General features: G+C 38.2%; 22 protein-coding genes and 1 pseudogene. 8 read left to right on the top strand and 15 right to left on the bottom strand.

The window, feature by feature from the left end:
- Positions 1-13 precede the first annotated feature (13 nt).
- From lysA to BM098_RS06200, 6 genes are all read right to left on the bottom strand, one after another.
- Positions 14-1309, bottom strand: a complete 1296-nt coding sequence (gene lysA / locus BM098_RS06225; RefSeq protein ID WP_089831527.1) for a diaminopimelate decarboxylase — start codon at positions 1307-1309, stop codon at positions 14-16.
- 186 nt (positions 1310-1495) lie between these two features.
- Positions 1496-2380: a site-specific tyrosine recombinase XerD gene (xerD, locus tag BM098_RS06220; RefSeq protein WP_089831525.1), complete on the bottom strand. Its 885-nt coding sequence runs from the start codon at positions 2378-2380 to the stop codon at positions 1496-1498.
- 71 nt (positions 2381-2451) lie between these two features.
- Positions 2452-2907, bottom strand: a complete 456-nt coding sequence (gene fur / locus BM098_RS06215) for a ferric iron uptake transcriptional regulator (RefSeq protein ID WP_089831523.1) — start codon at positions 2905-2907, stop codon at positions 2452-2454.
- 292 nt (positions 2908-3199) lie between these two features.
- The gene (locus BM098_RS06210) at positions 3200-3742 is read right to left on the bottom strand and encodes an NUDIX hydrolase (protein WP_089831521.1); all 543 of its coding nucleotides are present in this window, start codon (positions 3740-3742) and stop codon (positions 3200-3202) included.
- A gap of 51 nt (positions 3743-3793) precedes the next feature.
- Positions 3794-4021 carry a DUF3886 domain-containing protein gene (locus BM098_RS06205; protein ID WP_234987430.1) on the bottom strand — a complete coding sequence of 76 codons (228 nt, stop codon included), beginning with the start codon at positions 4019-4021 and terminating at the stop codon, positions 3794-3796.
- 39 nt (positions 4022-4060) lie between these two features.
- Positions 4061-4843, bottom strand: a complete 783-nt coding sequence (locus BM098_RS06200; RefSeq protein ID WP_159430128.1) for an SDR family NAD(P)-dependent oxidoreductase — start codon at positions 4841-4843, stop codon at positions 4061-4063.
- A gap of 90 nt (positions 4844-4933) precedes the next feature.
- Here BM098_RS06200 and BM098_RS06195 point away from each other — a divergent pair, with 90 nt between their 5' ends.
- The 3 genes from BM098_RS06195 to rnz all read left to right on the top strand — a co-directional run bounded on the left by BM098_RS06195 (position 4934) and on the right by rnz (position 7647).
- Complete coding sequence (locus BM098_RS06195) at positions 4934-5653, top strand: glycerophosphodiester phosphodiesterase (RefSeq protein WP_234987431.1); 720 nt, start codon at positions 4934-4936, stop codon at positions 5651-5653.
- Between the two features lie 66 nt (positions 5654-5719).
- On the top strand, positions 5720-6721 hold the full coding sequence (gene namA / locus BM098_RS06190; protein WP_089831515.1) for an NADPH dehydrogenase NamA: 1002 nt from the start codon (positions 5720-5722) through the stop codon (positions 6719-6721).
- The gene (rnz, locus tag BM098_RS06185) at positions 6721-7647 is read left to right on the top strand and encodes a ribonuclease Z (RefSeq protein ID WP_089831513.1); all 927 of its coding nucleotides are present in this window, start codon (positions 6721-6723) and stop codon (positions 7645-7647) included. Before namA ends, rnz begins: the two co-directional genes overlap by 1 nt.
- Before the next feature lie 35 nt (positions 7648-7682).
- Here rnz and BM098_RS06180 read toward each other — a convergent pair whose 3' ends face one another.
- Positions 7683-8972 (bottom strand): DNA polymerase IV, encoded by a 1290-nt coding sequence (locus BM098_RS06180; RefSeq protein ID WP_089831511.1) that lies wholly within the window; start codon positions 8970-8972, stop codon positions 7683-7685.
- Between the two features lie 115 nt (positions 8973-9087).
- Positions 9088-10209 (bottom strand): M20/M25/M40 family metallo-hydrolase, encoded by a 1122-nt coding sequence (locus tag BM098_RS06175; RefSeq protein ID WP_089831601.1) that lies wholly within the window; start codon positions 10207-10209, stop codon positions 9088-9090.
- 273 nt (positions 10210-10482) lie between these two features.
- Between BM098_RS06175 and prli42 the strand changes: the two genes are divergently transcribed.
- Positions 10483-10626: a stressosome-associated protein Prli42 gene (prli42, locus tag BM098_RS06170; protein ID WP_143423383.1), complete on the top strand. Its 144-nt coding sequence runs from the start codon at positions 10483-10485 to the stop codon at positions 10624-10626.
- A gap of 61 nt (positions 10627-10687) precedes the next feature.
- Here prli42 and BM098_RS06165 read toward each other — a convergent pair whose 3' ends face one another.
- Positions 10688-11641, bottom strand: a complete 954-nt coding sequence (locus BM098_RS06165; RefSeq protein WP_089831507.1) for an aromatic acid exporter family protein — start codon at positions 11639-11641, stop codon at positions 10688-10690.
- A gap of 110 nt (positions 11642-11751) precedes the next feature.
- Positions 11752-13776 (bottom strand): methyl-accepting chemotaxis protein, encoded by a 2025-nt coding sequence (locus BM098_RS06160; protein WP_089831505.1) that lies wholly within the window; start codon positions 13774-13776, stop codon positions 11752-11754.
- Positions 13777-14651: 875 nt separating this feature from the next.
- On the opposite strand from BM098_RS06160, the pseudogene BM098_RS06150 reads away from it, so the two are divergent.
- Positions 14652-14969: pseudogene (locus tag BM098_RS06150) on the top strand (transposase); the annotation flags it as partial.
- A 239-nt stretch (positions 14970-15208) separates the two neighbouring features.
- Here BM098_RS06150 and BM098_RS06145 read toward each other — a convergent pair.
- The 5 genes from BM098_RS06145 to BM098_RS06125 form a co-directional block, all read right to left on the bottom strand.
- Positions 15209-16456, bottom strand: a complete 1248-nt coding sequence (locus tag BM098_RS06145) for a dihydrolipoamide acetyltransferase family protein (protein WP_089831499.1) — start codon at positions 16454-16456, stop codon at positions 15209-15211.
- Between the two features lie 18 nt (positions 16457-16474).
- Positions 16475-17458: an alpha-ketoacid dehydrogenase subunit beta gene (locus BM098_RS06140; RefSeq protein WP_089831497.1), complete on the bottom strand. Its 984-nt coding sequence runs from the start codon at positions 17456-17458 to the stop codon at positions 16475-16477.
- 11 nt (positions 17459-17469) lie between these two features.
- Positions 17470-18453: a thiamine pyrophosphate-dependent dehydrogenase E1 component subunit alpha gene (locus BM098_RS06135; protein WP_089831495.1), complete on the bottom strand. Its 984-nt coding sequence runs from the start codon at positions 18451-18453 to the stop codon at positions 17470-17472.
- Between the two features lie 22 nt (positions 18454-18475).
- The gene (lpdA, locus tag BM098_RS06130) at positions 18476-19891 is read right to left on the bottom strand and encodes a dihydrolipoyl dehydrogenase (protein ID WP_089831493.1); all 1416 of its coding nucleotides are present in this window, start codon (positions 19889-19891) and stop codon (positions 18476-18478) included.
- A 195-nt stretch (positions 19892-20086) separates the two neighbouring features.
- Entirely contained in the window at positions 20087-21439 is a 1353-nt protein-coding gene (locus tag BM098_RS06125; protein WP_089831491.1) for an aspartate kinase, read from the bottom strand.
- A 334-nt stretch (positions 21440-21773) separates the two neighbouring features.
- On the opposite strand from BM098_RS06125, the gene BM098_RS06120 reads away from it, so the two are divergent.
- Genes BM098_RS06120 through ppdK form a run of 3 tightly spaced genes read left to right on the top strand, consistent with a single transcriptional unit; the run spans position 21774 to position 25898 of the window.
- On the top strand, positions 21774-22409 hold the full coding sequence (locus BM098_RS06120; protein ID WP_089831488.1) for a helix-turn-helix transcriptional regulator: 636 nt from the start codon (positions 21774-21776) through the stop codon (positions 22407-22409).
- Positions 22410-22418: 9 nt separating this feature from the next.
- A complete protein-coding gene (locus tag BM098_RS06115) occupies positions 22419-23249 on the top strand; it encodes a pyruvate, water dikinase regulatory protein (RefSeq protein ID WP_089831485.1) in 831 nt (276 codons plus the stop codon).
- Between the two features lie 24 nt (positions 23250-23273).
- Positions 23274-25898: a pyruvate, phosphate dikinase gene (ppdK, locus tag BM098_RS06110; RefSeq protein WP_089831483.1), complete on the top strand. Its 2625-nt coding sequence runs from the start codon at positions 23274-23276 to the stop codon at positions 25896-25898.
- Positions 25899-26282: the final 384 nt, after the last annotated feature.

Below are 26282 nucleotides of genomic sequence, written 5' to 3'. Positions count from 1 at the left end.
TACATATCCTCCATTATTCGTATGATAAATCATTTTGTATCACATCTGCATACGTTTCTCGTTTTACCACTAAAGTTGCTTCCTCATTCTCAACAAAAACGACTGCTGGTTTAGCAAAGCGATTATAGTGACTTGCCATTGAGTAACCGTACGCACCTGTACTAAATACAGCTAGTATATCACCTGGTGTAACTTCTGGCAATAAAGTATCATAAATCAGCATATCACCCGACTCACAACATTTACCGGCGATTGAACACGGATACGTTTTAGGTGCTCGAGCTTTATTTGCAATAATCGCCTCATATTTTGCTTGATAAAGAGCCGGTCTAATATTATCCGTCATCCCTCCATCAACGGACACATAATTTCTCATGTTAGGAATTTCTTTCTTCGATCCTATTTCATAGAGGGTAATCGCTGTATCTCCTACAATCGCTCGTCCAGGTTCAATCCAAATCTCAGGCAGACTTAAACCATGCGTATCCGCTTCTTCTGTCACTTCTTTAACAAGAGCTAAAACATAGTCATCAAGCGGGAGTGGTTTATCTTCATCGGTGTAGCGGATACCAAAACCCCCACCCAGATTGAGAACCGTTGCTTCAAATCCGTCTTGTTTATACCAATCAGCTAACACTTCGTATAACCGTTTAATTGCCATGATAAAGCCATCTGTTTCAAAGATTTGTGAACCGATGTGGCAGTGCAAGCCTTTTAAGTGTAATTGATCGATTTGTTGAATCTGATCGTACGCCTGTTTTGCTTGGTTTTTTAAATCAAAACCAAACTTTGAATCCTCATTCCCGGTTAAAATATAATCATGAGTATGGGCTTCAATGCCTGGTGTCACACGAATCAATACATCCATCGTCCCGTTATAATCTTTTAATAGTTCTTTTAGTAACGTAATATCATGAAAATTATCAACCACAATACATCCAATGTGTTGATCTAGTGCCATCTTGAGCTCCTCACGACTTTTATTATTACCGTGTAAGTGTATCTTTTCCATTGGAAAGTCTGCCTTCATTGCGGTATACAACTCACCTTGTGAGACAACATCCAAACTTAAACCTTCTTGTTTAGCTACTTGTAACATGGCTACAGAACTAAATGCTTTACTCGCATAAGCAACTTGTGCTTTAACGCCCGCCTTCTTAAAACCTTCCACAAAAGCTCTGGCGTTCTTCCGGACTTTCTCAACATTATAAACAAATAAAGGCGTTTGAAACGTTTCTGCTAGTTCTACTACGTCACGTTCCGCAAACACCATATGTCCTTTTCCATTCACCTCTGTCAATTCACTCACCCATCTGCCCCCTCTAGTCGAAACCGTTGACGAAACACTCGTCAAACTTTCTTAGAATAGCATTAATTTATCATATATAAGAGGACTAATCAATAAAAAGCATGGGCATGATGATGTCATCCCCTTCCTCAAACATTCGTGAGAATGTTAGGTGGGGGTAGTTCAATAATTGAATATACCTTTTTATTATGCTCTTGGATGATAGGTTTGGTAGACGGATTGTAAGCGCGCTTTTGTGACGTGTGTATAAATTTGTGTCGTTGAAATATCGCTGTGACCTAACATTTCTTGAACGGCTCTTAAATCAGCGCCATGTTCTAATAAATGTGTCGCAAATGAGTGGCGCAATTTATGAGGTGAGATTTCCTTTTTAATACCGACATCTTTAGCGCGTTGTTTAATTAGCTTAAAAAAACCTTGACGTGACAGTGGATTACCATGGTGATTAACAAATAACGTTGCATGCTGTTTTGTTTTCATGAGAACTTGACGCCCATCCGCGAGATAATCATTCACGGCTTCAGTTGCGACTTCGCCTAAGGGTATGATCCGTTCTTTATTCCCTTTTCCTATTAAACGTATAAAGCCAATATCTAAGTGTAAATCATTGAGTGTCAAACCGACACATTCCGATACACGTAAGCCTGTAGCATACATGACTTCAAGCATCGCTTTCGTACGAGACTCAAGCGGAGTCTTTACCTCAATATCTAATAGTTGTTCCACTTCACTCTCCGATAGTACTTCAGGCAGGACTTGACGCTTTTTAGGTGTTTCAATATGTAAGCTAGCATCATGTGTTGTACGATGTTCTCGCTTTAAAAACTGATGAAACAGTCGTAAAGTTGACAGGACTCGTTGAATCGTTGCTTCACTTTTTCCAGTATCTTTTAAGTTATATAAATACTTTAATACACTATCTCGCGAGACATCCTCCCATTGTTTAATTTGTTCTATTTTTAAAAAGCTTTCATATTGTTTTAAGTCACGCTGATAAGATTCAATTGTATTCTCACTTAATCCGCGTTCTATTTTAATATATTGAATAAAATCTTGACGTTCATCTATCATGGGGTTTTCCCTCTTTCCTCTGTATAAATACCAAACAAAAGTATAACAAAAAATCACAGGGATCCTGTGATTTAATTAGCTTCATTATTATTTTGTTGGCACTTGCGACATATTCCGTGAAACGTTAAGCGGTGGTCTTTGACTTGAAATTGCCACTGATTTTCTACTTTTTTCTCAACATCTTCAAGTAAGTCTTCGACAATTTCTTCCACCGTCCCACACTCCATGCAAACTAAATGATGATGAAAATGGGCCGCGCCTTCTTTACGTAAATCATAACGAGAGACACCATCACCAAAGTTAATTTTATCAACAATCTTAAGTTCTGATAGTAATTCAAGCGTACGGTAAACCGTTGCCAAGCCGATTTCAGGCGCTTTCTCTTTAACAAGTAAGTAAATATCCTCAGCACTTAAATGGTCTTCTTCTCTTTCAAGTAGGACACGTACAGTCGCTTCCCGTTGAGGGGTTAATTTATAACTTTCAGCATGTAATTGTTTTTTAATACGTTCAATACGATGTTCCATCACGGAAACCTCCCTACATTCTCAATTATAGTCAGCGCATAGACGTCTGTCAATTAAAATGATTATCAAGTGTAAATGATTATCAATAACCAATATTGTCATCGACACCTGCTAAAAAAACACGAGAATGTGCGATGAATGGAACATCTCTATCTAGGACTAAAACACTTAACTTCTCATGACCAAAACAACGGTGAGAAGATGACTCTTATAAGGCTCGCCTTCTTAAGGCTATGAAATCAACGACTGATCCATCTTTTAGTCTTCCAATTCATAAAAGGAATATTAAAACTTAAAAACCACGCAACTTTAAATACTGCAGTGCGTACATTGTCTTCAAATCATGAATCCGCTCATCTTTGACAAGCTGATCAAGCTCAGCCATCGTATAGGATTGACACTCTAAGAACTCATCCTCATCTAGCGCTTTTTCCTCTGTAATAGGAACTAATTGATCGGTATAATATAAATAAATACGTTCATCACAAAAGCCTGGTGTCGTATAAAACGATGTGACATACTCTAATTGATCCGTCGTAAAGCCCGTTTCTTCTTCTAATTCTCTTACTGCCGTCACCTCAGGTGCTTCACCTGGCTCTAGCTTACCTGCGGGTACTTCTACTATTGCTTTTTCAAGCGGTTTACGATATTGTTCAACCATCAAAAAACGTCTATCTTCTGTTACCGCAATTACTGCAACCGCACCTTGATGTTTAACAAGCTCACGGATCGATATTTCACCGTTAGGTAATAAGACGTCATCCACACTAACCTTGATGATCTTACCATCAAATATTTCTTTTGACTGGATTGTTTTTTCTTCAAACTTACTCATGTTTAGCCCTCCTATGTATGTTTTGTTTTATCTTAGCTTTACTGTATTGAATTATTTATATTTATGCCAGTCCATCTCACTCTCACTTAGCAATTGTTCAAATGTTTTATTTTTTTCATGCTCAACCATGGCTTGTCGTTTGGCTTGTTTTTGCTCCTCAATTTTAGTTGCCTCATCTTTTAATAGTTTTGCCTTCATCTGTTCTAGTAAATCGATTTCTTTTTTACCGAAACGTTCTTCCGCCTCTTGTTTCATCTTTTTCATTTCACGTTTACGCATGACATACATCCTCCTCTCTCACATGATGTTTTTATTATACTATTTCTTATTAAAGGCACCTTGCATAATGAATTCTAATGTGCGGGGAAATATAGCATGCAGTTTACTGCCGATACTCATCCAAAGTGGCAAATTCAGCTCCCGTTTATTCGTATACAGTAACTGATCAATTTTAGTTGCGACTTTTTCTGGTGTCAGCATTATTTTTTCAACCGCTTGTTCATAGTACCCTGATTCATCCGCCGTTTTAAAAAAAGACGTCTTCATTGGTCCGAGATTAACTGTTGTGACCGCAACATTGGTCGCTTTCAACTCAAGTCTTAGTGCATTAGAGTAACCAATGACCGCATGTTTGGTTGCCGCATAACTGGTTGCTTTAGGTGTCGCTATTTTACCTGCAAGCGAGCCAATATTAATAATATGTGTCTTATTAGTTTGTTTAATCAATCCAGGAATAAGTAAGCAATTCAGTTCCATCATCGCTAATACATTTAACTGAAACATGTTGGTGGTCGTTGCTCTTAAAGTCTCCGTCGCAAATTCAAACAGACCAAAACCTGCGTTATTAATGATCGCATCTACTGAACCCACGTCTGTTAATATTGTCTGAACGAGCGATTCAAGTTTTTCTATTTCAGTTAAATCGACCGTGTAGGTAAAGACAGTTACTCCTTGGGCCTTTAAATCGCGAGCTAACTCTAGAAGTAAATCTTCACTTCTCCCAATTAAAATAAGCGTGCGATTTTTTCTTGCCAGCTGATAACTTAATGCTCGGCCTAACCCTTTTGTCGCACCGGTAATTAAAATCGTATCTTTTTTCATCATCGCTCTCCTTTTTACTGTTTTCTCTCCCCTTATTATGCTACGATTTAAAAGAGACTGCAAACAAAAGTTGAGGTGAGATTTTTGACAGTGATTTATGCGCATCGAGGAGCAAGTAAGTATGCACCTGAAAATACACTCGCAAGTTTTAATAAGGCGATAGCATTAGAGGCTGGTGGGATTGAGACTGACGTTCAATTAACGAAAGACCATGCGGTTGTGGTGATTCATGACCCGACCATTGACCGAACAACAGCCGGTCGCGGAAAGATTAAAGATTACACATTACAAGAACTCGTAGCACTTCCCAATGGCAAATGGTTTGACCCTACCTTTAGCGATGATAAAATTATATCGTTAAAAGCTCTGCTTGATTGGTGGAAAACGACAACGATTTATTTAAATATTGAATTAAAAAGTCATCGTTACAACGATCGTGGTCTCGTTGAAGAAACCGTTAAACAATTAAATACCCTCAAACATTTAGAAACATTAACGTTGTCTAGTTTTAATGCCTTGTATTTAAAACAAGTCAAAGCATTAAATCCCAACATCACGACCGGTTTCCTAACGAAAAAGCAACTGAGTGAACGGACGTTAAGAAAGCACCTGGACTATATTGATGGAATCCACTTACATTATAAAGCTTTTACGACCGACTACTTAAAACGCGTGCATGGCTTAGGGCTCTATTTATATCTATATACCGTTAATGATGACGTCTTATTTAATGACTATTTACAAACAGATGTTGACGGGATTATTACCGATGACCCAACCCTTAGATCCTCACTAGGTATTGACGACTAAACCTGGCTATTTATAAAGCTACTTTCCATATACTTTATACTCAAAATAATAAAGGAGCGATTTCCTATGGCAAAATTATTCGAACCCTTAACAATTAAAAATATCACTTTAAAAAATCGCATCGTGATGTCACCGATGTGTATGTTTTCTGTTAAAAAAGAAGACGGGCTAGTGACCCCATTTCACATCACACACTATGAGTCACGTGCGGTTGGCGGGACAGGACTGGTGATGATTGAAGCGACAGCCATCGAACCACGTGGACGGATTCAACCGACAGACCTTGGGATTTGGTCGGATGAGCATATCGACGGGTTACACACATTAACCGATCGGATTCATGCTCACGGGGCTCACGCGGCGATTCAACTCGGTCATGCGGGTAATAAAGCAAAAACAACGGACACCCCCATTGCACCATCAAGTGAGGAACCGGCCATTACTGCGATGACACCAACAATGATTGACCAGTTGATAGATCAATTTAAAGTCGCTGCTATCCGCGCGAGAAAAGCAGGCTTTGATATTATCGAATTACATGCCGCGCACGGCTACTTATTAAATCAATTTCTATCACCGCTGTCCAATAAACGAACAGACCTATACGGTGGTACAAAAGAAAATCGTTACCGCATCGTCCAACAAGTCATTGATGCCGTAAAATCTGTCTTTCATGGCCCTATATTTGTTAGAATTTCTGCGGACGAATATCATGAGGATGGAAATACTGCCGAAGATTTCATTTACTTCAGTCAAGAAATGAAAGACCAAGGTGTTGATTTAATTGATGTTTCTACCGGTGGCCTTGTCAACGCAGCCATTAATGTCTTTCCTGGCTATCAAGTATCTCACGCTGAGATGATTAAACAAGGCGCAAACATCCTAACCGGTGCGGTTGGTATGATTACTGAAGCTAAACATGCCGAGGAAATTTTAAATAATAATCGGGCGGACCTCATTTTCATTGGCCGTGAACTATTGCGAAACCCTTACTGGCCAAGAGCCGCAAGCGAGGCGCTAGATGTTAACATAGACGCTCCAACGGCCTATAAGCGAGGCTGGACGTGATGCATGTTACTTTTTTAGGAACAGGTTCGGGTCTTCCTTCTAATACACGTAATGTATCAAGCTTAGCGCTTGATGTAACGGAAAAAGGAGAAGGGGTGTGGTTATTTGATTGCGGGGAAGCGACGCAACATCAAATTCTGAAAACACCGATTAAACCACGTAAAATAAGCAAAATTTTTATCACACATTTACACGGGGATCATATCTATGGGTTGCCAGGATTGTTATCAAGTCGCGCCTTCTTAGATGGCACGACACCCGTTGACATCTACGCACCTAAAGGGCTTCAAACCTTTATTGAAACGGCCTTTGAAATTAGCGGGACCCATTTACCTTATCGTCTTTATTATCACGATTTAGTTGACGGTGCCGTCTTTAGGTCAACGAACTTTGACATACACGTTAAAGAGTTGAATCATGGTCCTATTTCTTTCGGATTTAATGTGTCAGAACATAATCAACTGGGAGAATTGAACGTTCAGAAGTTACAAGCGCTTGGGCTTAAACCCTCACCACTTTATCAACAAATCAAAGCCCAACCAAATACAACGTTACCTGATGGTCGCATCATTCACAGAGAGGATGTTGTCGGCCCTGACAAACAAGGACGTGTCATCAGTATTCTTGGTGACACAGGTCCGGTCGAAGATTTGGTTGATTTTATCAAAGATAGTCAGTTGCTTATCCATGAAGGAACGTACGAACAAGCTCTTGTTAATCTTGCCAGAAGTCACGCCCACAGTACAATTGATGAGGCATGTGAACTTGCTAAGTTAGGTAACGTCGATCAACTCATTATTAACCACTTGTCTCAGCGTTATGACCCGCATCAATTAAACGGCTTATTAGCAGAAGCTCAAAAGGTTTTTAATCAAACGGTCTTTGCCTATGACTTTATGACTTACACGGTCAAAAGACGATCTTAAGACAAATAACCACTCAGTTATATACAGCTGAGTGCTTATTTGTCTTGTCGGTAATCGTCTAAGAAATCTTTTTGAAAACTAGTCGTCGGTTGATCTAACTCATTTGATTTATTCGTACGAGCCGTTTTCTCAGCCACACGTTCAAATGGGTTGTACCCATACTTATTTGTCAGCTGTTGAATTGTTGATGCTAATTGTTCATTTTTCAAATGGTCTTGATAATGAAACAAGTCTAGTTGTTCATAATAATACTTTTTTTCAATCAATCCTTGAACGGTGACACCAAGTAACCGAATCGGATCTGAGTTCCAATGCATTTCGAACAGTTGCGTCGCTAGCCCATAAATATCTTCAGCTTGTTCAATCGGCCGATGAACGGTGACACTTCGGGTAATTGTTTTACGATCATAATAACGAATCATCAATTGAACGGTCTCACCAATGTAGGCTTTTCGCTTAAGTCGGGTCGAGACTTTATTTGATAATTTACGAATCAACGACAACAAGATGGTTTCATCCGTTGTGTCTTGTCTTAATGTTTCTGAATTCCCAACACTTTTAAAATCAAACACACTATCGGGATCGACGGGACGACGATCTTCACCATTGGCCCGTTGAATTAGCCGAACGCCATTAATACCGAGGACGCGCTTTAAAACGACCTCATCAGCCTTAGCTAAGTCACCAATTGTGTAAATCTCTATTTGATTAAGCTTTTCTTTTGTTTTAGCGCCGACCCCATGCATTTCACCAACATCTAACGGCCACAACACACGAGCGAGCTCTCTTTTTCTAAGCACAGTAATGCCGAGAGGTTTTTTCATGTCTGAAGCCATCTTGGCTAGAAATTTATTCGGAGCAATGCCGATACTACAAGGTAAATCCAATTCATTTAACAGCCTTTGTTGTAATTTTCGAGCAATCTCTAGCGGGCTACCTTGAGCCCCGCAGTCAGTAATGTCTAAGTACCCTTCATCTATAGAGACAGGCTCTATTTTCTCGGTGATATCTGCCATAATTTTAAACATCGCCTTGGATGCTTCACGGTAGCGTTCAAAGTTAGGCTTTAAAACGAGGAGTTCAGGACAGAGCTTCTTTGCTTGAAATAGTGGCATCGTTGTCTTTACGCCCTTGGCTCTTGCTTCGTAACTACTTGTTACGATAATACCACGACGTTCTTCGGGATTTCCAGCAATCGCAAGTGGTTTGCCTTTTAGCGATGGATTATACGCCATTTCAACTGAAGCATAAAAACTATTCATATCGACATGAAAAATAACCCGGCCTTTTTTAGGATAATAACTCACGCTTTCGCCCCCTCTCATAAGAACAATCGTTCTACTTTATCGTACCACAAGTAAAGAACAAAAGGGAATCGATGTGTTTATGATCTTAAAAAATTAAAAACCACATCCGATTTAACGGATGTGGTTAGCCAACTTACGCTTCTTTTGCGACCGTTTTAATAATGTGAACGACAAGTTCAGAAATTTTAACAAGTTCTTGAATTGGCATCGCTTCACTCGTTGTATGAATATCGCTATAGCCAACAGCCAAGTTAACAGTTGGAATCCCGAAGCCCGAAATAATATTGGCATCACTGCCTCCACCGCTCGTTTTCACAACAAACTCACGGTCGATCTGTCCAATTGCTGATTTAGCTATTTGAACTACTTGATCTGACTCATCACGCTTGAAGCCTGGATACATGTAAGTTGTCTCCACTTCAGCACGTCCGCCCATATCAGCGGCAACCGTTTCAAAAGCTTTAACCATCTGTTTTGCTTGTTGTTCAACTTTATCAGGATCAAGTGAACGTGCTTCAGCTAATACTTCAACATAATCACAGACAATATTTGTTTTATCGCCACCTGAGAAACGTCCGATATTTGCCGTTGTTTCATCATCAATTCGACCAAGAGGCATGCGACTAATTGCTTTTGATGCCAGTGTAATCGCTGATACACCTTTTTCTGGGGCCACTCCTGCATGAGCCGTTTTCCCATGTAGTTTAGCAAATACTTTTACTTGTGTTGGTGCTGCCACAATCACGTCACCAACCGGTCCGTCACTATCAAGTGCATAGCCAAAATCAGCATGGATCATGTCTTTATTCAAAGCTTTTGCGCCAACAAGACCGGACTCTTCACCAACTGTAATGACAAACTGAATGTCACCATGGGCTATGTTTTGTTCTTTTAAAACCCGGATTGCTTCAAAGATAGCGGCTAGACCTGTTTTGTCATCAGCACCAAGGATCGTTGATCCGTCCGATTTAATCACGTCATTTTCAATTAAAGGTTTTACACCTTTACCAGGTACTACCGTGTCCATATGTGACGTGAAATAAATCGTCGGGACATCTAATTGTCCTCTTAATGTGCAGATTAAGTTATTTGCGCCAAATCCTGTCGCTTCTTTAGCCCCGTCTTCTTCTACTTCAACACCTAGTGATTCGAATAAGGCTTTTAATCTGGTTTGAATTGTCCCTTCATGTCCCGTTTCTGAATCAATCTGAACGAGGGTAAGAAATTCATCTACAATGCGTTGCTCATTAATCATTTTGTCAATTCCCTTCAGTTTCAATTTTTCTCCTTCTACGTTACTCCATCGGTTGTGATTTTGTCAATGACACTAATGCCATGAACGTATGACACATCCGTAAAAAACAATCACTTACTAAAACGCTTCACTACTTGGTGAAGTTTTACTTGTATCTTTTCAGGATTCGCGCTAAAATAACCATAGATATTATTTTGAAAGACTATTTAAGTCGAAATAATCTTAAAATTATTCATTGATTTTAAAACTTATATCATGCTTGGAGGTTTACAAATGACAAAACAGACAAAAAAAACATCACACGAACAAACAAGAAAGCCCTCAAAACGTGAACGTCGTCAAAAAATCATTGTATACGTCATGATTATTGCGATGGTCAGTACATTGCTAACGTCTGGTTTAACTTTTATTTTATAATGTCACCATTAACAAACGTCAGGCCCATCACAGGACCTGACGTTTTTTTATAACCTTTATATCAGTCTAGCACATCTTTGACGGTTTGATTTTTAATCGCAAGATAGTGATCAATTTCATTCAGTAACTGAAATAAATCCGCACGGATTTCGAACTCTTCACGGGTTTTTGGTAAATCTTGCTTTTCAAAGCGTTCAAGCAATTCATCAACATAGTTAATATGATATTCGACTGAATTTTCCGGATAAATAGCATCCGCTAAATCATCAAATAAATCCGCAATCAGTTTCGCTTGCTTCACTGAAACCATTTGCGGCCTTATTACTTTATGCATTCGCTCCAACGAGTGGCGTTGAATGTCACGCATTGAAAAATAACGGCGCAGGTAACTGGTACTCTTTGAAAAGCTATTTTCTAAATCTCGTCGGACGAGATCATCAGCTTCTTTTAATACCTTCTTAGTATCTTCAAGCACAGCGGTATTGACCATGGTGCTTTCCCCTCTTAAATATGAGGCAATACTGCGGAAAAACGTTTGATAGTTAGCTTCAACATCTTTACGCAGCTCAATAAATAAATTATCTAAGTTTGGCATATAAAGATTTAATAAGAGCGCCACGCCAATACCGATAAACATAATCAGTGATTCATTGATCACAATCTCTAGATCAACCCGTCTAGCAGCATAAAAATGAAACAATATAACGAGACTCGTCACAATTCCCGGCGTAATATGGAATTTATTCGTAACTGGAATAAAAAGTAACAACAGCAAACCAATCGTTAATGGTGAATAACCAATCCATTCAAAAATAACATAAGCATACACCATTGATAATAATCCGGCTGCGATCCGGTGCCAAGCAGTTAGAAACGATTGTTTCCGTGTTGGTTGTATGCAAAGTACAGCAATAATTCCTGCTGAACCGTAACTATTTAAATGTAACATCTCCGCAATCCATACAGCCGCGGGCGCCGCAATGGCTGTTTTTAGGGTACGATAGCCAATTTGCATCCCCTCACCTCTTTCTCTTATTCTTTATCTATATATCCGTATATTATACCTTAATCCCCTAGCTTTTTCATATCAAAAAGGCCCAAGCAGTTTTTGCTTGAGCCCATCATTTATAATCTGAACCGGTAAAGCTGTTCTTTTAATCTGATTGATAAACGTTCAAGCGTACTTGCTTGTTGGTCTAACTCATCAACCGCACGTTTTTGTTCTTCAATTGTTGCGGTTGTTTCCTCGATGCTTGCGGAAGACTCTTCACTAATATTTGCAACTTCCTTAACATTTCCATGAATCGCCAAACTACTGCTATCCACCTGCTGTAATTGTGCCTTCATTTGATCAATAACATCATTTAATGCCGTGACTTGGTCATTGATTGTTGTGAAATTCGTTTTTGATTTCGTTAATTCTGTCATACCTCGTCCGGTTTCTTTGACAGTTTCTTTTAGTGCATGATTGACAAAGTGTGATTCATCATTCATTTCAACGATAACCGTTTCAATATCTACCGCTGCTTTTGACACTTGTTCAGCAAGTTTTCTAATTTCATTAGCAACAACCGCAAAGCCTTTACCTGCTTCACCGGCACGTGCAGACTCAATTGCCGCATTTAAAGCAAGCAGATTGGTTTGTTCGGTTATGTCGTTAATAACGGACGTTAAATCAACAACCGCTTGTGTTTTTGCTTCTAGTGACTGCATGCGACTATTCGCTGTTTCAACATCTTGGTTAATGCGCTTCATCTGTTTAAATGCATGATCCATCTGTGATAAGCCATTAGTAGATGACTGTTTAACTTCCTCTGAGAATTGTTTAAGTTGATCAGATTGAGTAAGCATCATGCCCGTTTCTTTTGTTAGTGTTTCGGTATAGAGGGCAATATCATTTGTTAATTGCGCTTGTTGTTCTGCGCCTTCAGCAATTGAGGTCATTACATCATTAAGTTGAGTCGTTCCTTCTGTTAAAGCACGGCTTTCTAATGATAATTGTTTTGATTCACCATCTAAACGATCGGCTTCTTTCGTTGTTGTTTTCACAAAATCTCGTAAGTTAATGACCATCGTTGAAATACTAGCTGCAAGCGTACCCACTTCGCCTGTCGCCTTTGTATCAACTGTTTGATTTAACTCACCATCAGCAACTCTTTCAGCAGTTTCAGCTAATGTAATAATTGGTTTAGCTAATGAGTGAGCCAATAACAAGGCCGTTAAAATGACAGCTAGTAAGGTGACGCCTGCGACAATTAGAATAATTTGGCGTAAACTTGCAACCGGTGCTAAAGCAAGACTAGTAGGTTCTGAAACAATCAAGACCCAATCGTTGCCTTGATAGTTTTGATAGCCACTGCTTTTACTAAAACCAATTAAACTATCAATCCCGGCACTAGAATTGGTATGTATACTCGCAACTTCTCCTCGTTCAAGGTCATTGATCTGTTTGAATAATGTGGAATTCGAATCAAGTGAAGACATTTCTTCTTCGTCTTCCACCGAGGCACTCGTCGTTGTGTCTGCCAGTTGTTTCCCTGCTTGATTCACTAATTCAACCGTCACATTTTCGCTTGCAATCTGATTAACTTCATCCCAAATATAACGAATCGGGAATGCTCCGCGCAAGACACCACTATTCGACATTGGATAATAGATATAAATCACTTGTTCACTTAAGGCAGCATCGTACAAAGCTTCTGAGACTGCTACTTCTCCAGACAGGGCCAACTCTAATGCAGGTAGTGAACTGACCGATTCTTGTGACGTATCCATTATCACCTTTCCACTGGCATCAAACACCGTGAGACGTTCAAAATAGCCTTCCTCACGAAGCGCTGATGTTAAATTCTTAGCTTCATCTGAGCTTGATATGAGACGTTGCTGCAGCACATTTAAATCGTATGTACGTTCATACATAAAGCGATCTAATTTCTCCATATGTATTTCAGCTGTTGTTTCGACTTTTTCACTTACTTCATCCGTCAAAGCGTTAGATGCTAATAAGTAAACAAGTCCCCCAATAGCAAAGATCGCTACTAGCGAAACAATACTAAATGCCACAGTTAATCGTTGCCTAATCCCTCTTTTTGTTTTTGTTGTTGTATTTAAATGTTCTTTTGATGCTGTCTTCTTAATTTTCTTCGACATACACCCACCCCTTTCATGTGAAATATTACACAATTATACATGAATTTACACAAACATTAAATACTTTTTATACATTTTTTAATATAAATATATCTAACGGGTACTTATTTGTTGTTGGCTATCCTCTCAAACTTTTTATACCAACCTACTTGAGTCTCTATTTATGCTATGACGATGGTCGATGCATAATGAAACAGCTAACTTATATTCCTATAATTAACAGTAATTATTTTTACATTTATAGGTATATGTGCTATATTTAACACATTCATATACCCAAATCACACCACCACATTTTTAAAATGATTAAAAAAGGAGAGGAACTATTTTGAAAAAGGCTAAAATCCACCCATTGACGATAGTATCCTTAATCATAAGTGCCATCGCAATGGTGACGTATGCTTATAATCAATTTAACAATCATAAGCTAACTCATGGTTTCATATTGATAGTTTTAGCTATTTTACTTTCCGCCTTAGCTTTTTCAGGTATGATCATCAATCATAAGCGGCAATAGATTAAAATAAAACCCCCATGTCTTCCTCTGATACCATAAATTGAACTTTATAGTATTGAGGGATATTATTATGACTCTAAAACACAGATAAAATCTGTACTTTTACAACAATTATAAAACCAACTACTTATCATATCTATAATCTCTGGGTAAACTGTTGGTAGATGAGAATCGGAGGTGGACCGTGTACAATATTTTGTGTAAACGACCGTTGACTCATTTTTGAGCATAGAAAAAAGAAGCCTCTTTTTGTAGAATAGCGTTACCAAACAACATTCGCAGAAAAGAGGGCTTCCTATGAGTCTTATGATGCCAAAGGCATCAACTCAGGTAATTCTCGTAATGACGTAAATTCAATACAGAATTTGGTGAATTGTCTATTCGAATTCCATGTGATCGTAATGGTTTCTTTGAACAACAGACCGTTTCTTTCTATAAGCGTAATAACGAATCGCTCGAAGAGGTTGTGAGCCATCTATATAAAATAGGGGTGGCCACATCAGAAATCGCTGATCTCATGGAAAAAATGTATGGGCATCACTATTCTAAACAAAACATTTCTAACTTCACTAAGATGATTATAACTGATATTGAAGCCTATAAATCTAGCCCTCTAAACAATCGAAATGTCTGCGCTTATAATTCAGCATACACAACCAAAAAACGAGTGCGTTAAGCTGTCATAAGATTTATCTTTTGACACACCAATATTATAAATCTCTCGATACGGACTTGATATCAACTCAGTTTGTTTTTGAATCATTTCAGCCAGTGCTAATCATTGATTCTTCTATTTTAGTGGAAAAACCGGATCCCCATACTTAAATGAGGGATCCGGTTTTTTGGAATTTTTTTCAGTGATTTCAAAACAACTAACGCTCTGTGGTTAAACGACCATATATATGCATAGTTACGCTAATAAATCGGCGTTGTGTCACCTGAGATGTTCTCAAGAATTCCTTTGACATGTGACATAAACCGTCCACATATGACGCCATCTAACACCCGGTGGTCAAGTGAGAGACATAAATTTACCATATCACGTGCAGCAATCATATCATCAATAATCACCGGTCGCTTAACAATCGATTCCACTTGCAAAATGGCTGCTTGGGGATAATTGATAACGCCCATAGATTGTACCGAACCAAAGGTGCCGGTATTGTTTACGGTAAATGTACCACCGGTCATGTCTTCGTTCGTTAACTGGCCGTGTTTTGCTTTATGCGCGAGTACATGAACATCTTTTGCGATGCCTTTAATACTTTTCTCATCGACATTCTTAATAACCGGTACATACAGTTCAGTTTCATTGCCAACCGCAATCGATAAATTAATATCTTTATGCTGGACAATCGTGTCCCCTTGCCAAGAACTATTCAGTTCTGGGAACTTTTTTAATGCTTTAGCAACCGCATTTAAAAAGAAAGAAAAGTACGATAAGTTATAACCTTCTTGTTCTTTAAATTTCGTTTTTTCGGCATTACGATAGTTGACTAAATTGGTTACATCAACTTCAATCATCATCCAAGCGTGTGGAATTTCCGAGGTTGCCCGGACCATATTTTCAGCAATCGACTTTCGAATCCCCGTCACCGGAATTTCACGATCACCTTTAAATTCTGGGTGGGGTGATTGTTTGTTGGCTATCCTTTTTGCATGGACTTGTTCCGGCTGAGATAGACTTATATCTTTTTGTTTGTCAGTTGACGTTGGTGATGGTTTTTCTATAAACATTTCAACGTCTTTTCTTGTAATTCGCCCATTTAAGCCTGTCCCTGTGATAGCACTAAGATCAACACCGTGTTCACTTGCTAAACTTAAAACTTTCGGTGAATAGCGTTTCTTCATCGATTGCTTTTCACTTACAACCGCTTGTTCTTTTTTTCTGGCTGTCTCTTCTACTTTAGCCGCTTCAATTTCTTCAACCTCAATATGACAGATCGGCGTCCCAACAGCAACGGTTTCATCTTCAGTTACGAGACACTCTTTAATTATGCCTTTAAAACTTGAAGGCACTTCGGCGTTGACTTTATCAGTCATCACGTCAACGAGCGGTTGGTAGATGTCGACAGTATCACCAGCAGAGACAAGCCATTGACTAATTGTACCTTCTGTCACACTTTCACCAAGCTGTGGCATATTCATTGTTTTTAGCGTCATGATTGTTTCCCTCCTCTATTAATACATGGCGACTTCTAGCATTTTTTCATATACTTTGTCTTCACTGACCATAAATGCTTTCTCAAGTGGAGGAGCATAAGGCATCGCTGGCACATTTGGTGCCGCAAGTCTAAAAATGGGTGCATCAAGGTCAAATAGACAGTGTTCACCGATGATCGCTGATACCTCACTAATAATACTGCCCTCTTTGTTGTCCTCAGTTATTAGTAAGACCTTTCCAGTCTTTTTAGCTGCCTCAATAATGGCTTGTTCATCTAGCGGATAAACAGTACGTAGATCAAGTAGCTCAACCGTATGACCTTTTTCTGTTAACTTCTCAGCTGCCTTTTTACTAAACTCAACACAAAGGCCATAGGTAATGACTGTTAAATCATCGCCTTTTCTCACAGTATTAGCTTTACCAATCTCGATTAAGACTTCTTCATCTGGAAGATCTTCTTTTAATAAACGGTACGCTTTTTTATGTTCCAAATACAGGACCGGATCTGGGTCTCTAATAGCCGCTTTTAATAAGCCAAGGGCATCCTTCGGTGAAGATGGCATGACTATTTTAAGACCTGGTTGTGAAGCAAATAAAGCTTCAAGCGACTGAGAATGATACAATGCGCCGTGGACTCCGCCACCATATGGCGCTCGAATGGTGATCGGACAACTCCAATCGTTATTAGAACGGTAGCGCATTTTTGCTGCTTCTGACACAATTTGATTAACCGCTGGTAAAATAAAATCAACAAATTGAATTTCAGCAATAGGTTTCATACCATACATACTAGCTCCAATACCAACCCCTACAATTGCTGATTCAGCAAGAGGGGTATCAATAACCCTTGTTTGTCCAAACGCTTCATATAGGCCTTCACTAGCTCGAAAAACACCACCGCGTTTACCTACATCTTCTCCTAATAAAAATACATCGTCATCACGGCGCATTTCCTCTTTCATCGCACGGTTGATTGCTTCTATATAAGACATCACTGTCATATTATCCCCTCCTATTGGTGATACACACCATCAAATAATGTTGCTTCATCGGCATACGGTGCCTCATCAGCATAGGTTGTAGCTTCATCGATTAAATCCTTAATTTTCGATTCATATTTTGCTTCAATTTCATCCGTTAGAATAGCTTGCTTTTTTAACTGTTGTCTGAAGATAATTAAACCGTCTTTTTCTTTCGCTTGGTCGATTTCTTCTTTCGTTCGGTATGTTAAATCATTATCATCACTTGAGTGCGGCGTTAAACGGTAACCAACGGCTTCAATCAGTGATGGACCGTCTCCGTTTAGCGCTCGTTCTCTTGCTTGTTTTACTGCGGTGTAGACAGCTATAGGATCATTTCCATCAACAGTTTCACCGTGAATGCCGTATCCAAGGGCACGGTCAGAAATTTTAGCGCAATTCACTTGTTGCTCGATCCCACAAGAAATTGCGTACTGATTATTTTCAACCATCACAATAACCGGTAAGTCATGAACACTGGCAAAGTTTAATCCTTCATGAAAATCTCCTTGGTTACTCGAGCCTTCACCTAGCGTGACAAAACTGATGGCAGATTGTTGCTTCACCTTTAATGCGAGTGCCATACCAACAGCATGGGGCACCTGCGTTGTTACTGGCGATGATCCTGACAGCATATTTAATTTACGGTGACCAAAATGGCCCGGCATTTGTCTCCCACCTGAATTAGGGTCTTCTGCCTTCGCAAAGGCTTGTAAAAACAACTCTTTTACCGTCATGCCCATTGTGAGTACAACACCTACATCACGGTAGTAAGGCGCGGTATAATCCGTTCCTTTCTCCAAAGCAAAGCTACTGGCCACTTGCATCGTTTCTTGTCCTTGACAAGAAACAACAAACGGAATTTTTCCAGAGCGGTTAAGCAGCCACATCCGCTCATCACTACGTCTTGCTAACAACATATAATAAAACATATCCAACAATTGTTGATCTGTTAATGCTTGATTTTTTTCTGACATCGTGTCATCCTCCTTCAACGTTCTAAATATGGACGGGCTCGTTCATAGCTAAAAGACTGGCTTCAGCAATTGCTTCAGATAACGATGGATGCGGGTGAATAGTTTCTCCGAATTCATCAATCGAGGCGTTTAACACAAGTCCAATCCCAGCTTCAGAAATGAGTTCTGTCGCTTTTTCACCAACAATTGACACCCCTAAACAATCACGTGTCTTTTCATTAACGACAAGTTTGACGAATCCTTTTGTTTCGTCAGATACAATCGCTTTTCCAATCGCTTGAAACGGAAACGTCGCTGTTTTTATCTTGGTAAACATTTGGTTTGCCTCCACTTCAGTCAAACCAACCATGGCTACTTCTGGTGAAGCATACACACAACTTGGGATAAAAGAAAGTGGCGTTAAATCTAACTTTTCATCAAACATATGTTTTACCGCAAGCTTCCCCTCAGCACTTGCTACGTGCGCGAGTTGTTTTCCGCCAATACAATCACCAACGGCATAAATATGAGATTCCTTCGTTTGGAAATAATCATTGACTTCAATAAAGCCAGCCTCATCAACAGTAATATTTGTGTTCCCTAGCCCGAGTTGGTCGGTGTTTGCTATTCGACCTACACTCACAAGCACGTGACTCGATGATACAGTGAATGGGGCATTATCTTTCCTTCCCTTCACAAGACAGGCACCGCCATTTACCTCTGATTCCATGACTGATGCATTCAGATGGACAGTAAGTCCGCGTTGCTTTAATTGATTTAACACCTCTGTCTGAATATCCGCATCGAATCCAGGTAATAGTGCTGCTTCCTGCTCAATCAACGTCACATCGATATCAAAATCAAGCATCATCGAGGCCCATTCCACGCCAATCACCCCACCACCAATAATCGTAAGTGATGTTGGCAAATGATCAAGATCGAGTAAATCATCTGACGTTAGGATATGCGCGTGATCCACTGGTATTTGACTAAGTTGTCTTGGTCGTGCCCCCGTCGCAATTAAGACATTTTTACCAATCAAAGTCTCATTCACCTCTCCCATTTCAACCGAGACGGCACCCGCCATTGGAGAAAAAATTGACGGGCCGAGTAATCTGGCCACACCTTTATAAACATCGACACGATGCTTTTTCATTAACTGTTGAACACCTTGATACAATTTATCAACGACGGTATTTTTACGTTCAAAAGCTTCAACGTAATTTAAAGCAAGTTCTTTTACTTTCACACCGAAACGCCCACATTTTTTAACTGTTTGAAAAACTTCTGCACTTTTAAGCAATGCTTTCGTCGGGATACATCCTTTATGAAGACAAGTCCCACCTAATTTTCCCTTCTCTACTAGAGCGACCGTTTTTCCTAATTGTCGAGCACGAATGGCTGATATATAACCACCCATACCACCACCCAGTATGACTAGGTCATAATTTTTTGACATAAAAAGACTCCTTTAATAGAAGATTTATAACACATCACACATGTTTAATCATAGCGCTTTGTTTGATTATTTTCAAGAAATAATTATAATTAGATATTAGTACCTGGTTATATCTTTTGGTAATTCATTCCTAACTAAAAACCACCCGACTGACCTAAACGGGACAGACGGGTGGTTTAATGAAGTAATAATTGATTATTTATTTTCAAAGAAAACTTGATAAAGTGATTGTACTGCGCGGTTCACCCCTTCTTCTTTAATACCAAACATCATCGAAACCTCTGAGGAACCTTGGTTAATCATCTCTAGGTTCACGTTCGCTTGTTCGAATGCTTTGGTTGCCTTTGCGGCGGTACCGACAAAACTATGCATGCCTTCACCAACAATCATAATAAGTGCAAGTCCACGGTCAATATAAACGGTATCTGGTTTGAGTTCTTTATTGATACGGTTAATAACAATCGCTTCTTTTTCTTTTGTTAATTGATCCGCTCGAATAATGACAGATAAATCATCAATCCCTGAAGGGGTATGTTCAAATGAAATACCTTCATCTTCTAAAATATTAAGTAAGCGACGACCAAATCCGATTTCACGGTTCATTAAATATTTGCTGACATAAAGGCTGACAAACCCGGCGTCGCTTGCAATCCCAATGACCGCTTGATTTACATCTTGTTTCTTGCTGACAATCATCGTTCCTTTTGCGGTGGGATTATTCGTATTTTTAATACAAACAGGAATCTCTTCTTTAAATGCTGGAATAAGTGCTTCTGCATGAAAGACAGAAAAACCAGCATACGATAATTCTCGCATTTCTTTATAAGTAAGCGAGATGATTTCTCTTGGATGATTAACGATTTTTGGATTCACACAATACACCGAATCAACATCCGTGAAATTCTCATAAAGATCGGCTTTTACGCCCGCCGCAACAATCGAACCCGTGATATCACTACCTCCGCGAGAGAACGTCACTAATTTCCCTTCTTTGGTGTAACCAAAGAAACCTGGAATAACAACAATATCCTTTCGGTCTCGTAACGTATGAATGAGCTCAAAACTTTCATCCAAAATCTGAGCACTACCAGGCTGATCACTTAAAATAAGACCGGCTTCTTTTGGATTAACATAGCTCGCATTGAGTCCCAATGATTGTAAATACTCACTTAATATTTTTGCCAGTGAATCTTCTCCAATCGCTTTAATCGCATCAAGCTTTGATGCTAAATCATTTCCATCACTGAAAATCTTAACAACCTGTTTTTTGATGTCATCCAACACGGCTTTTGATAGCTGTAATTCATCTAAAATCGCATCAAAACGGTCCAAGACATTTTTAAGCGGCTCTTCATGTGGCTCGCCAAGACGGAATGCTTCTCCTAATTCGATTAATAAGTCGGTCACTTTCATATCTTCACTGCTTCTTTTTCCTGGTGCCGATACGACGATAATCCGACGCTCATCATCAGCTTGAATAATATTGGCTACTTTTTTTAACTGCTCAGCATTTGCGACTGAACTTCCCCCAAATTTTGCTACTTTCATCTCTTTAACATCTCCAATAATCTTTATAATAGTATAAATATTATCATAAATAAGCCAGAATTGTTATAGTAAAATTCAGATTATTTGTTTTTTTATGTCGACATCGATGTGCTGTGATTATATGCCCTTTCCTCATCATAAACCAAACGTGGGAGTTTGACACTGAGTATAGCTTAAGAATATTTTTAAAGATATAAAGCATCCGTATTTTCTGTTTAAAAAGTTAAACTATTCAAAGTATTAACATCAATTAAGACGCATAAAAACATTGACTTTAGGTTTATTGTGACGTACTATATAAAATATATAACATACTATACGAAAGGGGTAAATAATGGAATTAAGTACGCGTCAAAAAAAAATTATAGAAATCGTTAAAAAAAACGAACCAATCACAGGAGAAAAAATTGCGGATTTATTAGGGTTTTCTCGTTCAACATTAAGACCTGATTTCTTACTACTGACATTTAGTCAATTGTTAATTGCAAAACCTAAAGTAGGCTATTTCTATAACACTCATAAAATAGAACCCTTGATAATAAAAGATATAAAAGAAAAAAAAGTAGAAGATGTCATGAGTGTTCCAGTAATTGTTCGATCGGAAACTTCTATTCAAGATACTATAATAAAAATTTTTTTAGAAGATGTAGGTTCAATCTACATTACAGAACATAATCACCTTGTTGGTCTTGTTTCCAGAAAAGATTTACTTAAGATAGCCATTGGTAAAATAAATATTGAAGAAATGCCGATTAGTATGGCAATGACTAGAGTTCCTAATATTGCTTATATTCATGGAAATGATACCGTAGAAACTGCAACCAAAAAGCTTTTACAGCACGAAGTAGACAGCCTTCCAGTAGTAGAATTTATAGAGGGCGAAGATTTAAATCACTTAAAGATAGTTGGGAAATTCTCTAAGACGTTAATTAGTCGTTTGTTTTTAAATCTTATTAAAAATGAAAGTTAGGAGGATTATATGAAACCAGTAGCAATTTATCTGATTTCTGACTCAATAGGAGAAACGGGAGAACAAGTTGTACATTCTATTCTTTCACAATATTCTTTGGAGATTGATGGAATCAAAAAAATTACACATATATTAACAAAAGAAAAATTAGAAACGATTGTCGAAGATATTTATCAAGAAGAAAAAGCGATTGTCTTTTACACGTTAGTTCAAAAAGAATTAAGGTACTATTTAACAAACCTCCCTCAAAAAAACAATATATTTTTTATAGATATTTTAGGAAATGGTTTAACAGCTATAGAACAAGCAACCGGCCTTAAATCTATTGAAGAACCAGGAATCATTCGTAAAATGGATCAAGATTATTATAATAGAATTGAAGCAATCGAATTTTCTGTCCGATACGATGATGGAATAGATCCACGAGGAATATTAAAGGCTGATTTAGTGATATTAGGGATATCGCGGACTTCTAAAACACCTTTATCTATGTATTTAGCAAATAAAAACATTCGCGTTGCAAATATTCCGCTTTTTCCTGAATCGGAACCACCTAAAGAAATCTATCAAATTTCACCTACTAGAATTATTGGTTTAACAAATACTCCTGAAAAATTAAATACTATAAGAAAAGAGCGATTAAAAGCGTTAGGATTACCACAAAACGCTAATTACGCTGAGATCAATCGAATCCTGGAAGAACTAAAGTATGCTGATGCAATCATGAAAAAAATTGGTTGTTTTATTATAGATGTGTCTGATAATGCTATAGAAGAAACAGCCAATTTGATTTTAGATTATATTAAAAAAATAGATCTATTCATATCTTCACGAGCTTAAATAAATGAAGAAAAGAGGGAAAGCATGACAGAAAAATATATTTATAATTTCAATGAAGGTAAAAAAGAAATGAAGGAGCTTCTGGGTGGTAAAGGTGCGAATTTGGCCGAAATGACAAAGATATCACTTCCAGTTCCTCCAGGATTCACTTTAACTACAGAAAGTTGTAATCGTTTTCTTAAAGAAGATAAACTTATTTGGTCTAGTTTAAAAGAAGAAATAAAACATCACTTAATAAAATTAGAGCAAATGACAGAGAAAAAATTTTCAGATGTAGAAAACCCTTTGCTCCTATCTGTTCGATCTGGAGCTGCTCAATCTATGCCCGGCATGATGGATACCATCCTAAACTTAGGATTAAATGATCAGTCCGTTATAGGGTTATCTAAAATAACAGCTAATGGGCGTTTCGCTTATGATAGCTACCGACGTTTTATACAAATGTTTTCAGATGTAGTAATGGAAATTCCTAAAACATATTTTGAATCTGAATTAGAAAAAGTTAAAAAGGCTAATAATATAGATTCAGATCAAGATATTAACGAAAAAATGTTCAAAGAAATTATCAGAAAATACAAAAAGATTTATTTGCAGGAAACAGGTGAAACCTTCCCTCAGAACCCTATGAAACAATTATTACTGGCCATTAAAGCCGTATTTTTGTCATGGAATAATCCACGAGCCATATTTTATAGACGCATGCATAATATCTCTGATTTAAACGGTACTGCTGTAAATATTCAATCCATGGTATTTGGAAATAGAGGGAACTCATCTGGCACAGGCGTAACTTTTACTCGAAATCCTGGAAATGGTGATCATTATTTATTCGGTGAATTCTTATTAAATGCTCAAGGAGAAGATGTCGTTGCAGGCGTTCGTACACCAAGTGATATATCAGAATTAAAAAAATTAATGCCTGCAGTATATCAACAATTAAAACTAGCCGCTAAAAAACTTGAGCATCACTATGCAGATATGCAAGATATTGAATTTACTATCGAGAACAATAAACTATTCTTATTACAAACTAGAAACGGAAAAAGGACAGCACATGCTGCAATTACTATTGCGATGGACCTCTATCACGAAGGAAAAATAACCAAAGAGGATGCATTGTTAAGAATTGATCCACAACAATTAGAACAGTTACTACACCAAAGTTTTGATGAAGTTGCTCTTATTCAAGCAAAAAAATTAGCTGAAGGACTAGCAGCATCTCCTGGTGCTGCTTCAGGTAGGATATATTTTACTAACGAAGCAATAGAAGCCGCTTATGAAAAAGGAGTAAAGACAATCCTAGTAAGACATGAAACTTCACCTGAAGATATTTCTGGCATGGTGAAATCGGAAGGGATTTTAACAACAAGGGGTGGCATGACCTCTCATGCTGCAGTAGTCGCTCGCGGAATGGGTAAATGCTGTATTGCTGGTTGTTCTGATTTAAAGATCAATGAAGATAAAAAAGAGGCAAATTTTAATGGCGTCATTTTACATGAAGGCGATATCATTTCGCTTGATGGGACAACAGGAACCGTTTATATAGGTGACATAGAAAAAAGAACCCCCTCTTCAAGTAAAGAATACAAAGAGTTAATGAATTGGATTGATGAAATGAAAACAATGGCAGTTCGAGCGAATGCGGATACGCCAGAAGATGCCAAACAAGCTTTAGAATTTGGAGCCGAAGGCATTGGACTTGTTAGAACGGAGCATATGTTTTTTAAAGAAAATAGAATTTCTTCAGTTAGAAGAATGATTTTATCAGCATCAGCTGAAGAACGAGCAAAGGCTCTAAATGAAATATTACCAATGCAAAAAATAGATTTTTATCAAATTTACCATGCCATGGGCGTTTTTCCTGTAACCATTCGTTTATTAGATCCCCCCTTACATGAATTTATGCCAATTAAAAAAGAAGATATTCGTCATTTATCTAAAACAATGGCTTTAAGTGAGGGAGAATTAAATGGACGTATAAATGAATTACACGAGGTAAACCCTATGCTAGGTCATAGAGGTGTTAGGTTAGGCATAGCCTATCCTGAAATTAGTAGAATGCAAGTAAGAGCTATAATGGAAGCTGCTATTGAATACAAATCAGATACAAAGTTGGAAATCCAACCAGAAATTATGATTCCTCTAGTTAGTGACGTGAAAGAATTTATTTATATAAAGGCAGAAATTGAAGATGAAATCAAAAAAATATTCTCGGAGCAGGATACAATAATACCTTATCATATTGGAACAATGATTGAAGTACCGCGAGCTGCATTAACAGCTGATAAAATTGCGGATGAAGCCGATTTTTTCAGCTTTGGCACCAATGATTTAACCCAAATGGGATATGGATTTTCAAGGGATGATGCGGGTGGTTTTATTTCTGAATATATAGATAAAAACATCTTTGAAAAAAGCCCTTTTGATACCATTGACCAAGAAGGAATTGGTCAACTAGTAAAAACCGCAATCCAAAAAGGACGAAAAGTAAAACCAACTATAAAAATGGGTGTCTGTGGCGAGCATGGTGGAGATCCCACATCAATTAATTTTTTCCAAAAAATGAATTTAGAGTATATCTCCTGTTCTCCTTTTCGCGTTCCAATCGCTCGTTTAGCAGCTGCTCAAGCAGCCATCAAGAATCGGTAATTTAAAAGCACTCGTTTCGTTATACCATCTCGTATGCCGATAGTATAACGAAACATTATTTTTTTACCCACCTATTGTTCTCCATAAGGATACACTTCAAACAATCAAAGATGATGCAGTTTTAGACTTTGAATTAACTTTTCCCATATCATAAGTGTACGCTGTCCGCACAATTGTAACAACTAGAACTTCTTTGTCCGTTCTTCATCATTACCATTCACGATATAACCGGCCTCTTTGACAGCAACTTTTAGCGAAATGGAAGCTACTAACCATTGCAAGAAAAAACGGTTCTTTGTCAAATGGTGTTGGTGAGAAGTTTTAACCAATAATTTCAAGTTTATATTTCACATGTTTCGGCTCTTTTTATGCAGCTGAAACATG

The sequence above is a fragment of the Halolactibacillus halophilus genome, assembly GCF_900115605.1.
GTDB lineage: Bacteria > Bacillota > Bacilli > Bacillales > Amphibacillaceae > Halolactibacillus > Halolactibacillus halophilus.
This window is presented reverse-complemented; position numbering and strand designations above follow the sequence as displayed.

Coding starts and splice junctions, on each gene's coding strand:
- ppdK (WP_089831483.1), top strand. CDS start 23,274: ATGACAGAAAAATATATTTATAATTTCAATGAAGGTAAAAAAGAAATG.
- lpdA (WP_089831493.1), bottom strand. CDS start 19,891: ATGTCAAAAAATTATGACCTAGTCATACTGGGTGGTGGTATGGGTGGT.
- namA (WP_089831515.1), top strand. CDS start 5,720: ATGGCAAAATTATTCGAACCCTTAACAATTAAAAATATCACTTTAAAA.
- BM098_RS06205 (WP_234987430.1), bottom strand. CDS start 4,021: ATGCGTAAACGTGAAATGAAAAAGATGAAACAAGAGGCGGAAGAACGT.
- BM098_RS06180 (WP_089831511.1), bottom strand. CDS start 8,972: ATGAGAGGGGGCGAAAGCGTGAGTTATTATCCTAAAAAAGGCCGGGTT.
- BM098_RS06160 (WP_089831505.1), bottom strand. CDS start 13,776: ATGTCGAAGAAAATTAAGAAGACAGCATCAAAAGAACATTTAAATACA.
- BM098_RS06175 (WP_089831601.1), bottom strand. CDS start 10,209: ATGATTAATGAGCAACGCATTGTAGATGAATTTCTTACCCTCGTTCAG.
- BM098_RS06120 (WP_089831488.1), top strand. CDS start 21,774: ATGGAATTAAGTACGCGTCAAAAAAAAATTATAGAAATCGTTAAAAAA.
- BM098_RS06200 (WP_159430128.1), bottom strand. CDS start 4,843: ATGAAAAAAGATACGATTTTAATTACCGGTGCGACAAAAGGGTTAGGC.
- BM098_RS06210 (WP_089831521.1), bottom strand. CDS start 3,742: ATGAGTAAGTTTGAAGAAAAAACAATCCAGTCAAAAGAAATATTTGAT.
- fur (WP_089831523.1), bottom strand. CDS start 2,907: ATGGAACATCGTATTGAACGTATTAAAAAACAATTACATGCTGAAAGT.
- prli42 (WP_143423383.1), top strand. CDS start 10,483: ATGACAAAACAGACAAAAAAAACATCACACGAACAAACAAGAAAGCCC.
- BM098_RS06165 (WP_089831507.1), bottom strand. CDS start 11,641: ATGCAAATTGGCTATCGTACCCTAAAAACAGCCATTGCGGCGCCCGCG.
- BM098_RS06115 (WP_089831485.1), top strand. CDS start 22,419: ATGAAACCAGTAGCAATTTATCTGATTTCTGACTCAATAGGAGAAACG.
- BM098_RS06140 (WP_089831497.1), bottom strand. CDS start 17,458: ATGACAGTGATGTCTTATATAGAAGCAATCAACCGTGCGATGAAAGAG.
- BM098_RS06135 (WP_089831495.1), bottom strand. CDS start 18,453: ATGTCAGAAAAAAATCAAGCATTAACAGATCAACAATTGTTGGATATG.
- BM098_RS06125 (WP_089831491.1), bottom strand. CDS start 21,439: ATGAAAGTAGCAAAATTTGGGGGAAGTTCAGTCGCAAATGCTGAGCAG.
- rnz (WP_089831513.1), top strand. CDS start 6,721: ATGCATGTTACTTTTTTAGGAACAGGTTCGGGTCTTCCTTCTAATACA.
- xerD (WP_089831525.1), bottom strand. CDS start 2,380: ATGATAGATGAACGTCAAGATTTTATTCAATATATTAAAATAGAACGC.
- BM098_RS06145 (WP_089831499.1), bottom strand. CDS start 16,456: ATGACGCTAAAAACAATGAATATGCCACAGCTTGGTGAAAGTGTGACA.